General features: G+C 49.7%; 11 protein-coding genes. 9 read left to right on the top strand and 2 right to left on the bottom strand.

Going from position 1 to position 11,945, the window contains the following annotated elements:
* Window positions 1-195 precede the first annotated feature (195 nt).
* From PaeBR_RS22060 to gspM, 7 genes are all read left to right on the top strand, one after another.
* A complete protein-coding gene (locus PaeBR_RS22060) occupies window positions 196-1,860 on the top strand; it encodes a GspE/PulE family protein (protein ID WP_410515271.1) in 1,665 nt (554 codons plus the stop codon).
* Between the two features lie 45 nt (window positions 1,861-1,905).
* Window positions 1,906-2,955: a type IV pilus twitching motility protein PilT gene (locus PaeBR_RS22055; protein WP_410512583.1), complete on the top strand. Its 1,050-nt coding sequence runs from the start codon at window positions 1,906-1,908 to the stop codon at window positions 2,953-2,955.
* A complete protein-coding gene (locus tag PaeBR_RS22050; RefSeq protein WP_410512582.1) occupies window positions 2,955-4,160 on the top strand; it encodes a type II secretion system F family protein in 1,206 nt (401 codons plus the stop codon). Before PaeBR_RS22055 ends, PaeBR_RS22050 begins: the two co-directional genes overlap by 1 nt.
* 245 nt (window positions 4,161-4,405) lie before the next feature.
* Complete coding sequence (locus PaeBR_RS22045; RefSeq protein WP_410512581.1) at window positions 4,406-4,888, top strand: type II secretion system protein; 483 nt, start codon at window positions 4,406-4,408, stop codon at window positions 4,886-4,888.
* Between the two features lie 89 nt (window positions 4,889-4,977).
* Complete coding sequence (locus PaeBR_RS22040; protein WP_410512580.1) at window positions 4,978-5,727, top strand: prepilin peptidase; 750 nt, start codon at window positions 4,978-4,980, stop codon at window positions 5,725-5,727.
* Window positions 5,728-5,742: 15 nt separating this feature from the next.
* Complete coding sequence (pilM, locus tag PaeBR_RS22035; RefSeq protein ID WP_410512579.1) at window positions 5,743-7,383, top strand: pilus assembly protein PilM; 1,641 nt, start codon at window positions 5,743-5,745, stop codon at window positions 7,381-7,383.
* Window positions 7,367-7,975 carry a type II secretion system protein GspM gene (gene gspM / locus PaeBR_RS22030; protein WP_410512578.1) on the top strand — a complete coding sequence of 203 codons (609 nt, stop codon included), beginning with the start codon at window positions 7,367-7,369 and terminating at the stop codon, window positions 7,973-7,975. The genes pilM and gspM overlap by 17 nt, the downstream gene beginning before the upstream one ends.
* 52 nt (window positions 7,976-8,027) lie before the next feature.
* On the opposite strand, the gene PaeBR_RS22025 is transcribed toward gspM, so the two are convergent.
* On the bottom strand, window positions 8,028-8,426 hold the full coding sequence (locus PaeBR_RS22025; RefSeq protein ID WP_410512577.1) for a hypothetical protein: 399 nt from the start codon (window positions 8,424-8,426) through the stop codon (window positions 8,028-8,030).
* 151 nt (window positions 8,427-8,577) lie between these two features.
* A complete protein-coding gene (locus PaeBR_RS22020) occupies window positions 8,578-10,005 on the bottom strand; it encodes a VanW family protein (protein ID WP_410512576.1) in 1,428 nt (475 codons plus the stop codon).
* Between the two features lie 322 nt (window positions 10,006-10,327).
* Between PaeBR_RS22020 and ftsE the strand changes: the two genes are divergently transcribed.
* Together ftsE and ftsX are read left to right on the top strand one after the other, a co-directional pair.
* Window positions 10,328-11,014 carry a cell division ATP-binding protein FtsE gene (gene ftsE / locus PaeBR_RS22015; protein WP_410512575.1) on the top strand — a complete coding sequence of 229 codons (687 nt, stop codon included), beginning with the start codon at window positions 10,328-10,330 and terminating at the stop codon, window positions 11,012-11,014.
* Complete coding sequence (gene ftsX, locus PaeBR_RS22010; protein WP_410512574.1) at window positions 11,004-11,918, top strand: permease-like cell division protein FtsX; 915 nt, start codon at window positions 11,004-11,006, stop codon at window positions 11,916-11,918. The genes ftsE and ftsX overlap by 11 nt, the downstream gene beginning before the upstream one ends.
* Window positions 11,919-11,945 lie beyond the last annotated feature (27 nt).

Raw genomic sequence — 11,945 nt, 5'->3', positions numbered from 1 at the left:
AAATACGGGACTATGGACCCGGAATTTTGGAAGATTATCAAATCCGTCACACATGAAAAATACATAGGATACATAATAGGTTTATCGGACAATTTTCAGCAAAAATGAAGTTGGATTTTCTTTGTTTTTTCCTAAAAATATCAATTAATGCAGCCGATATGAAATTATAACCTACACAGCATGGAGTTGAGTGATTTGGCTATTGTGAAGAAGAGACTGGGAGACCTGCTGGTAGAGAATGGCATCATTTCGCAGGAGCAACTGCTTGAAGCTCTTGGAGAACAACGCAAAACGAAGCGCAAGCTCGGGGATCTGCTTATCTCACAAGGCTATATTACAGAGCAGCAGTTAATTGAAGTGCTGGAATTTCAACTGGGTATTCCGCACGTTAGCCTGTTTAAATATCAGATTGACCCGGCTATCACTCAGATTATTCCCGAGAGTATGGCCAAGCGTTATCAGGTGCTTCCGTTCCTGAAAGAGGGCGGCAAGCTGATGGTAGCGATGGCGGACCCTCTTGATTATTTTGCGATAGAAGATTTGCGGATGAGTACGGGCTTCAAGATTGAACCCGCTATATCCACAAGGGATGAGCTGCAGCGGGCAATAGCCCGTCACTATGGCATGCGTGATTCCATGAGCCAGATGATGGTGGAATTGCCGACGCAAGAAGAAATAGAAGAGACGGAGATAACGGACGAGGATTCTCCTATTGTGCGTCTGGTGAACCAGATGATCCAGCAGGCGGTAGCGCTGCGGGCGTCTGATATTCATGTGGATCCGGGTGAAAATAACCTCTCCATCCGCTACCGGATCGATGGTTCATTACGGACGGAGCGGATGATTCCCAAGCAGATGCAGGGTTTTATCACAGCCCGGCTGAAGATTATGGCCCGCTTGAACATTGCTGAACGGCGACTGCCGCAGGACGGGCGGATTAAGATGCAGCTGGATTACAAAATGATCGATATCCGTGTATCCTCGCTGCCGACCATGCACGGTGAGAAAATCGTTTTGCGTCTGCTTGATTTAAGCACCGGGGTGAAATCTGTAGATTCTCTGGGCTTTAGTGATAGCAACGCAGAGGCTTTTAAGGAAATGATCGCCCGCCCGTACGGAATCCTGCTCATCACAGGACCAACGGGAAGCGGGAAGACCACAACATTATACTCTGCGCTTAATCAGCTTAATGTGGAGAGCGCCAATATTATCACGGTTGAAGATCCGGTGGAGTATCAGCTGGAAGGCGTCAATCAGGTTCATGTTAACCCGGCGATCGGGCTGACCTTTGCGGCTGGACTCCGGTCGATTCTGCGTCAGGATCCGAACATCGTGATGGTGGGGGAGATACGGGATACAGAAACGGCGGAAATTGCGGTCCGCGCCTCTTTAACGGGTCATCTTGTATTGTCCACGCTGCATACGAATGATGCGATAAGCACCATCTCGCGGCTGCGGGATATGGGTGTGGAGCCTTATCTTATTGCCTCATCACTGATCGGGATTGTGGCCCAGCGCCTGGTCCGTAAAATATGCTCCGATTGCAAAGAAACGTATAAGCCCTCCGAGCAGGAGTCGATTATGCTCCGCACTAACGGCCTTCCGGCAGATATGCTGCATCGTGGCCGTGGTTGCGGCAGTTGCAACACTACGGGCTACCGTGGTCGGGTTGCCATTCATGAAGTACTGACCATTGATGATCATTTGCGCCAGTTAATTACGAATTCGGCTTCGGTTGAAGAACTCAGGACTGCTGCGAAGAGGAGTGGGTTTGTTCAACTGATGGACGATGGATTTCTGAAGGTCAGTCAGGGGGTAACGACCCTGCAGGAGGTTATGCGGGAGACAGTCTCGCATTAAATTAGGTTATATTCTGAGCACAACTTTTCAGGAGGGAAGCAGACAATGCCATCACCCATAAGAGATATTACACAGCTGCTGCACATGACTTATTCCTCCAAAGCTTCCGATCTGCACATATCCGTCGGCTCTCCTCCGGTTATACGTATCGACGGCAGTCTGAGTACGCTGGAAGGTGGCCCGGTCACCCCGGATGAAGCGATACAGATGGCTCAAGTTCTGCTGGGCAGTGAACGCAGTGAAGCCTTCCATAACGCGGGAGAGATGGATTTCTCTTATCCAATCGATAACGGCGTACGATTTCGTGTGAATGTCTACCGTCAGCGGGGCGGAATAAGCATTGCCGCCCGGGCGATTCCGGCCGAAATTCCAAGTCTGGAGCAGCTGTCGCTTCCGCCGGTGTTATCCTCGCTTTCGAAGAAGCCGCAAGGGCTGATTTTGGTGACGGGACCAACGGGCAGCGGCAAATCCTCTACGCTGGCAGCAATGATCAATTATATTAACAAAACAGAACGCAAGCATATTGTAACGCTGGAAGACCCAATCGAATTTCTGCACAGCCACGGCACCTGCCTGATTGATCAGCGTGAAGTCGGCAGTGATACGGCCAGCTTCGCCAACGGACTGAGGGCGGCGTTGCGCCAAGATCCGGACGTTATTCTTGTCGGAGAGATGCGCGACCTGGAGACCATCACCGCTGCAGTTACCGCTGCTGAGACCGGACATCTCGTTATGGCTACCTTGCATACGACGGATGCGCCGCAGACGATTGACCGGATTATCGACACTTTTCCGGGACATCAGCAGGGGCAGATTCGCTCGCAGCTGGCTTCCGTGTTATTGGCAGTTGTAAGTCAGCGGCTGTTTCCAAGAGCAGGAGGCCGGGGGCGGTTATGCGCAACGGAAATTCTGGTGAATACACCTGCAGTCGCCAATCTTATCCGCACAGAAAAGACCCATCAGATTAAGAATGTAATGCAAACGGGGCGCTCGCTCGGTATGCATACGCTGGAGATGACCATCCGTGAATATTTGTCGCTGGGGCTTATCCAACCGGAAGCGGCTAAAGCGTACTTGGCGGAGGTGACTAGCTGATGCCTCTTTTTGAATATCAGGTCAGAACATCTGCCGGCAAGGCGATTAAAGGAACGCTGACCGCAACCAATAAGCCCACGGCTATGGATGAACTGCGGAAGCGGGGCCTTACCGTTTTTTCATTGGCAGAGCGAAAGACGTCCATTCTATCGATGGATATTTATATCGGCAACCCGGTCAAAACAATCCATTTCATCATTTATTGCCGACAGTTTGCCACGCTGATCCGTGCCGGGGTGTCCATTGTCGATGCAACTCGTATTTTGGCAGAACAGACAGAGAGCAAGCCCTTGCGTAAAGCGCTGCAGGATGTAAACTCCAACCTGCTGCGGGGAATAGCATTTTCTCAGGCTGTTCAGGATCACAAAAAGATTTTTCCGCCGCTGTTCGTCAGCATGATTCGTGCCGGTGAGGAATCCGGTGATATGGAAGGTACGCTGGACCGGCTGGCGATATTTTTTGAGAAGCAGCACAGTACTACCGAGAAAATCAAATCAGCATTAACTTATCCCATTACAGTCGGAGTTATGGCTGTTGGTGCAGTTGTGTATCTGCTGTGGGCGATTGTACCCCAGTTTGTGTCGATGTTCGAATCGATGAATGCGGAGCTTCCGGCCATAACGAAGATGGTACTGGCACTTAGCAAAAGCATCCAAGGCCAGTGGTACTTCTGGCTGCTGGCTATTCTGGCGCTGATGATTGCTTATCAGATTATCAAACGGACGGAGAAGGGGGCTTATGCCCTTGATTACGCCAAGCTGAAAATCCCGGTGTTCGGGAAGCTGAACCAAAAAGGCTCCATAGCCCAGTTTACACGCACCTTTTCTTCCCTTTATGCCAGTTCGGTACCTATTCTGCAATCCTTAACGATTGTGGAGGAAGTAGCCGGAAATAAGGTGATCGGGCGCTATATACGCAGTGCAGGTGATTCTCTCAGGCAGGGCAATCCACTTTCGGAGCCTTTAAAAAAGGCATGGGTATTCCCGCCTCTCGTCACCCAGATGATTGCCATCGGTGAAGAAACCGGAGCGCTGGACACCATGCTCTCCAAAGTAGCCGATTTCTACGAAATGGACGTAGAGAACACTGTTGACCGCCTAAAGTCGCTGCTGGAGCCGCTGCTCATTGCTTTTCTGGCGGGTGTGGTGGGTGTGATTGTCGCCTCCATTATGCTGCCAATGTTTAGTCTTTATGGGAATATGTAAACCTTGTGGTTCCTTGTATATATTGAGAGGGGTGACGCCGAGAAGGCGGAGCGGGAGCGATTCAGGCTTTCGCAAGTGCTGGATGATAGGACGAGCTATTTCTATTCAGGTAAGACAACAGGGAATGACATTAAGGTAGGATACCGCTTCTATCGGAACCACACTCTTGGCTTATGGGGCTGATTGAACTAGTTTCGGCGCTGTAAGGGATGATTCTAATACTAAACTTTTTAGGGGGATTTGATATGTTGGCACAAGCATTAAAGAAAAGATTAAGCAAAGAAGAAAATCAGAAGGGCTTTACGCTCATTGAGTTGCTGGCTGTTATTGTTATTTTAGGGATTATTTCGGTGATTGCGGTGCCTATGATTACAAATATAATCAGCAAATCCAGAAAAGATGCGGATGTGGCTACTGCTAGACAAGTCTATGATGCTGCTCGGTTATATGTAACGTCTGAATTAGAGGGCAAATTTACATCAACTTCAACTACAGGTTTAACAATAACAATAGGACCCAAGGCAACTGCTAGTTCTCTACAAGGTAAAGGCTATCTGGAAGATCCTCTTTATTTGCCTAGTACTAAAGATGAAATTGATGGAGGTAGCGTAACATTTAACACAGACGGTTCATTAAATCAAGTAACAATAACTACTACTGCAACTACAGATCCTACACCATTTACTGCTGATGAAGTAATGAGTGGCAAACCATCTACAACTAGATAAATTTTATATTCAATAATGATTTTAACTCCCAAAGGAATCGGACCATTCCGATTCCTTTTTTAAAATTCCAGAAAGCGAACCTAACCGCCATGACGATATTTATCGCAACCTATATCACCCTGCTCGGACTGATTCTGGGCTCTTTTTATAACGTAGTGGGGCTACGGGTGCCTGCGAAGGAATCGCTGCTGCATCCACCGTCACATTGCCCTAACTGTAATACACAGCTCAAACATCGCGATTTATTCCCGGTGTTCAGCTATCTTCTGTCCAGAGGCAAGTGCCCATACTGCGGGACCAGTGTGTCGTCATTGTATCCGCTTGGAGAAGCGGCAACAGGGCTGCTATTCCTGTGGGTGTACCTGCAATTTGGCTTTACAGGAAAAGGACTGCTCGGTTTTTTACTCGTTAGTCTATCCGTTATCGTGACGGTGGCCGATTTGAAGTATATGCTGATCCCTAACAAGGTCCTGTTGTTCTTCCTGCCGTTGTTCGTTGTCCTGGTTCCGCTATTTGCAAAAGGGCCGCTAGGGCATAACTTGTTGGGAGCGGTGCTGGGTGGCTGCCTCATATTGCCGTTTGCTCTGCTGGGTGGAATGGGAATGGGGGATGCCAAGCTGTTCGCACTGCTGGGTGGGGTTATTGGCTTTCCGAATGTTATTTTGGCTTTTCTGCTTGCTTGCCTACTGGGGAGCGTCGTTGGTGGTTTGTTCATCTTGTTTGGTGTAGTAAAACGAAAACAGCCGATTCCGTTTGGCCCCTGGCTTGCGGCCGGCACGCTAATCGCCTACGGTTATGGTTCATTTATTATCAGCACGTATCTCTCGCTCATCGGTTAGGAGGATATCCATAGCATGCTTGGAATGGGTCACAAGGCGGTCGGTCTTTCCATTGAGGAATCCGGAATTCGCTATATCAGCTTAAAGAAAAATAAGTCATGGGAGGTCCGCAAAAAAAGGACTCTCCCCCTGCTGCCAGGCATGATCGTTGAAAATCAGGTTGCGGATGGCGAAGCGATGCTGGAAATAATCAAGCCTTGGGTGAAAAAGCAAGGTTTACGCGGTAGAAAGGTCTCATTAACCATACCTCCGGCACAGATTATTATCCGCAAAATGAGTATTCCCAGTACAAATGACAAGCACTTGGAACAGCTTGTGAAGCTCGAGGTTGAGACGGGTCTGCATCTGCCGTTCGATAATCCGGTATACGATTATGTGATCACAGGAACGGACGAGAATGAGAGCCATTTGCTTGTATTCGCCGCACCGCGCAAGCCGATTCAGGATTATATTGGTATCCTGGAAAAGGCAGGCTTGCAGATTGGCAGCGTTGAAATATCGGCTACTGCACTGGCGCGAAGTATTGCACTGGGGCTCGGGAAAAGCTTTGCCGAGACCATGCTGATCCATCTGGAACAGTCCATGATGGATATCTACATGTTCCGCAGCGGGAATCCCGTGTTTATCCGTACGATTAGCTTGCATGATCTGCATCAGGAGAAGCCGGCATTCGGTGCCTTTCCGCTTAATACCGAATATGCTACGGAAGCGGCAGCTACTGTAGAAGAGGTAGGGGAGCGCTTGTCGCCGGAACAAATGGTAGAAATTACGGCGGAGATTTCACGGATGTTGAATTTCTACCAATACAGCTTGCATGATGGAACCACCAGAATCAGCAGTGTACTGATTACCGGTTCTACAGGGCTTCGGCGGCAGCTTCATGAGGAGCTTCGGCAATCGCTGGCGGAGATAGAGATTACCCCAATCAGCCTGGACCAGCTTGGCGAGGGTGCTGCCAAGAACCCGGAGCTCAACAATTACCGGGTCGCGGCAGGAGCAGCGCTCGGCAGCACTAAACGCCATATTAATCTGCTGCCCCGTGAAGACCGTGAAGCCTTGCTGTTTCCGTATGTGGCGACCGTTCTTGTCGGAGTCTGGCTTTTGGGGACGATTGGTACGGGCATATATTTTGCATCCAATAAGGGCCAGATATCGAATCAGGGAGAAAGGCTTGAAGGCCTGCGGGACCAAAGTGCCGTGCTGCAGCTGGAACTCGGCAAGATCAATAGTGCCGGAGGAGCCGAGGTAGACCGGACGGAGGTCATAACCGAGGTTATCGGCAACCGCCCGGACGCTGCCGCCATCCTTGATGAGCTGACAGCAAAATTGCCGCAGAGCTCCGTGCTTAGAGATATAAATTATATTCACCAGCAAGCCGTGGCACTGACGGTTAATGTACAGCGTATGGATCAAGCCGCTGAATATCTGGAGCAACTGCGGGGGATGTCCTTTGCAGTGGAAGCTTCCATAGAAAAGTTGACCGATAGCCCGATTGCTGGCACTTCGTCTTTATCGGCTGCGGTTGCAGCATCCCTTACGAGGTACACGGCAGTTTACAAGGTAAGCCTGATTGCTCCAGAAGAGCTGGTACAGGGGCAGGGGGATGGAACGTCGGGAACAGTAGAGGGGGCGGTTAGCGTTGGAACAGATCAATAAGTACCGCTCGTCTATTGTACTTGGTGTACTGGCGCTGTTTCTCATTCTATTTGCCTTTTTCATGTTAGGCGTTCAGCCTACCAATCATGAAATTGCAGCACAAAAGAATGAGATTGCACAGCTTGAAGAGCAAAATGCATTGATTCAAAACAAAATGAATGAACTACAAAACAGCGATATGGATTCGGAGCAGGCCGCTGCTCTTGCCGCTCTGCCGAGGGGTGACAGCAGCGAGCAGCTCATTCGCGATTTCCAGTCCATTGGAATCAAAACCAAGGCGAAGCTGAAGGATGTAGGGTTTACACTCAGTGATACAAACGGGATTGGAGCCATTAACGGGACCGAGGAGCCTCAGTATCCGACAGTCAAAGAAATCAAAATGACCGGCGTCGTGGAGGGGAATTACCAGCAAATTCACGATTGGCTGCAGGAGCTGAACGCTCTTCCCCGCCTGATTCAGATTGACTCTTTCAGCTTCCAGCTTCCCTACGAGCAGCGATCCGAAAAAACCCCTGGCAGTATTCTAACGGCCAACGTTACTTTTACAGCTTATTATGAAGTATTAAAAGAAGCTGAAGCTGCCAAGGAATAGCGCTCCGGGGAAGCGGTATGTCGAGGGAATTTACTTTTAGAGGTTAGAGGGATTAACGGAGCAAATCCGAGGTATAAACCACACCGGCAAATTTGCCGTTTCGGGTCACAATGAGACAATCGTTCTTGAGAGGATCGGGGCGGGTCGCGGCTTCGGTCCGGAGAAATTCCAGGGGAGTTGCGATGTCAGCCATTAAAGGCTTGGGGTTCATAAAATTCACGACAGGCTCTCTGTAGAACATGTCCACACCATGGCGGCCGGTGGCTTTTAAAAAGAAACGTTCACTCATCAGAAGTCCAAGCGGCTCGTTCTCCGCATTGCACACGACGATGCATTTCGATTCCGGATGCTGGAACATTACACGCAGTGTTTCGCGGCAATTGCGGGAGGCAAAAACAACAGGGGCGCTGCGGACAATCCCGGCTAGTTCATTTACAAAGTCTGTTGTCATTTGATGTTCATCCTTTCAGAATAGGTTAAGGTTCTACTTTACCCTTGAATCGTAAATTTCATTGATTTTTAAGGTAAACCATAGGTAAAAAAAGCTCCACAAAGAAAACGGCCAATCCCCCGGGATTTGGCCGTTTCTTTCTGTTCCGAACTTATTCGCTGCTTACACCATCCTCCAGAAGAGGTCTTTGCGTTTCCTCCGGGGTTGTTGTTTTGCCCGTACCGGCATTGTTAACAGCTACCAGGCGCTTCTGTGCCCGATAGACATCACGCGACAGTTTTTTCTTCTCTATGGGCTTACCGTCAACAAGACGGGTAATATAGGTCTCTACTACATACCCGGTTTTGCCGCTCTCAATAACCCGCAAGCTGCCGGGAGGAAGAGAGGAGTCATTCACAATTTTATCTGCAGGGGATAGGGTCTGTACGATCTCTGATTCTATGACGTAACTTACGTCACGCGGCAAAGTACCGAACATTTTCACGGTTAGGTTCCGGTTCTGTACGGCTGCTTTAACAACGAGATATTTGCCGGTATTGTTGCGAAACCGGAAGTTGATATAACCTTCAGCGAACGTAGCATCTTGGCCTTTCGGCAAATAGCTGACAGGGAGGGAATGGTTGCGCCGCTCCACAATCTCCAGTCCTGAATGGAGCGCTGCGTTGTATAGAGTGCTGGATACCTGGCAAATCCCTCCACCTGTACCTGGCTGAAGCTTTCCGTTCACAATAACGGGGGCTTCCCGGAAGCCGTACAGCTTCTTCGCTTTTTCTATGGCTTTACCATAATCAAAGATGCCCCCGGGCGGCAGAACCGTTCCGTTAACGGCTTTAGCAGCAGCGTCCACGTTATAGATCCTTCCGGGACCGCTTGCTCCCAAAGAGGTGCTGAATTCCGCGATTTTGCGTTCAATTCCTTCTTCCTTCAAGGCCTTTACCGTCACTGCAGGCTTCAGTACCGTCAGCGGCACCTTGGCAGTGATCCCCTTATCCTGCAGCAGCTTCAGCTGCTTGAAATCCTTAGGAACAATGGCCTGAAGTGACTTCTCCAGAGCCGTCCAGTCGACCTTTCGGGAGGATGTCTCCGGCGTATACAATACGCGGTCATCCTCTGTTATTCGCCGGGTGGCATCGACAGGAACGCCGAAGGTTTCCTTTTCCCAGGCCGGACTGAGGCTGAGTTGCAGATCCTTGATGTCCAGGTGGACACTCAGGCTCCAGTCTTGCGGGAAATTTCTGCGGGCCTTAACACGTTCCAGGAGTCCACCTTCTGTAAGTTCCTGCAATCCTTGCAGAAACGGCTCCGCGTCATAGGTTATGCCTGCTTCCTTCAGCGTTAACTTAAGCTCTGTGTTCCCCTCTGTCGTCAGGACTAGAGGCAGTGAATGCAGCGCCTTAACCTGCTCCGCAAGCTCTGAACGAACCCCATCCCTGTCCATTCCCCCGACCTCCCAGCCGGCCAGAGTGGTACCTTTGGGCAGCGTCCTCTGCCCGATATATAGATGAAGAGCCCCCAACACGAGCGAAATTACCAGGAGCAAGGCCGTGGCTGCGATGAGGGCAATGTGGATTTTTTTCATCAAAAATCTCCTCCGGGGTTCTGATTTTCTATTTGTTGCCGATAAAAAGGTATGCGGATAAATCCATTGCCACCAGGACTTTCGCTGCTCCCGGCTAGTAAGAGGCTGAAAGGTCCGGCTATTGTGGGGTTAGGGCAGTCAAACTTGCTTATGGAGCTCTATTTTGATGTATATGTCAGAACCAGGCAAAACTTTCGGGTACTCAAGCAGTTACAGATTTGTTACAATAGATACGTTGCGGTAATATTGCAGTTTATGGAAGCTTGCGCTGTACGTTGTCGAAAGCCCAAGCGGAAAATGTCATAACCTAGGAAGTGAGAACATGATTGAAATGCAGGATGTGTGGAAGACCTATCCTAACGGAACCCATGCATTGCAGGGCGTCTCGGTAAAAATAGACCGTAACGAATTCGTATACATCGTTGGTCCGTCCGGGGCGGGTAAATCTACTTTCATGAAATTAATCTATAGAGAAGAATTGCCGACGAAGGGCCAGATTTCTGTAGGAGGCTTTAATATAGGCAAGCTGAAGCCGCGCAAAATCCCTTACGTCCGCCGTAATATCGGGGTCGTGTTCCAGGATTTTCGTCTTTTGCCGAGATTGACGGCCTTTGAGAACGTCGCTTTTGCGATGGAGGTTATTGAAGCGCCGAAGAAAGTCATCAAGAAGCGTGTGAACGAGGTTCTCGATCTCGTCGGTCTGCGGAGCAAGGCTAACCGGGAGCCTTCCCAGCTCTCCGGCGGAGAACAGCAGAGGATAGCCATAGCCCGCGCTATTGTGAACAACCCTTCCGTTATTATTGCGGACGAGCCTACCGGCAACCTGGACCCGGAGACTTCGTGGGGGATTATGCAGCTGCTGGATGAGATTAATTTTCGCGGCACAACGATTGTAATGGCCACACATAACAAGGACATTGTGAACAAAATGCGTAAACGCGTGCTTGCTATAGAGAACGGAAATATTGTCAGAGACCAGGCGAGAGGGGAATACGGATATGAATTTTAAAACCTTCTTGCGACATGTGCGGGAAGGCTTCAAGAACGTATTCCGCAACGGCTGGATGTCGGTGGCTTCCATCACGTCCATTGTCGTCTCTCTTTTCGTGCTAGGTGTATTTATACTGCTCGTTCTGAATGTGAATGCAGTAGCGGACAAAGCGGACAGCCAGGTGCAGATTAATGTGCATTTGACTCTGAATACTGAACAGAAGCTGCGTGAGACCTTGCAGAATGAAATCGGCAATATGCCGGAGGTCAGCAAAATTGATTTTATCTCCAAGGATCAAGGTCTGAAGGAGTTCCGCGACAGTCTGGGCGAGGACGCCGCTGAGCTATTAGATGGGTTTGATAAAGACAATAACCCGCTACCGGATACACTCCGGGTAGAGGTCGTCCAGCCGACCACGGTTCCGTTTGTGGCAGAGAAGATTCTGGCGCTCAACGAGACACATGCCGAGAAACCGATCTACAAGGTGAAGTATGGCAAGGGTTCAATTGAGACCTTGTTCAAAATCACCCGTGCGGTGCGCAACATCGGTTTTATTTTTGTAGCGGGTTTGGCACTGATGTCCATGTTCCTGATTTCCAATACGATTCGGGTAACGATTCTCGCCCGTCGCAAGGAGATCGGTATCATGAAGCTGGTGGGGGCGACCAATTATTTTATTCGCTGGCCGTTCTTTATAGAAGGGGCGCTGATCGGCCTGATCGGCTCGCTGGTCACTGTCGGGGCTTTGTATGTTGGATACAGCAGTCTGGTGGCGTCGGTGCAGGGAGATCCTATGCTGGGACTTCAACTGATATCTTTTGGTGATATATGGTTGTTCCTGTGCGGATTGCTGGTGGGCCTGGGTGTATTGATCGGCGTATGGGGAAGCACGGTTTCCATTAGGAAGTTCTTGAAGGTATAGCAAGAGAAATCATTCATTCATTTATAG

Origin of the sequence: Paenibacillus sp. BR2-3 (genome assembly GCF_046529485.1) — a bacterium.
Classification (GTDB): Bacteria; Bacillota; Bacilli; order Paenibacillales; family Paenibacillaceae; genus Paenibacillus_AQ.
Note: the sequence above shows the minus strand (reverse complement) of the source record. Positions and strands in the feature narration are given on the sequence as shown.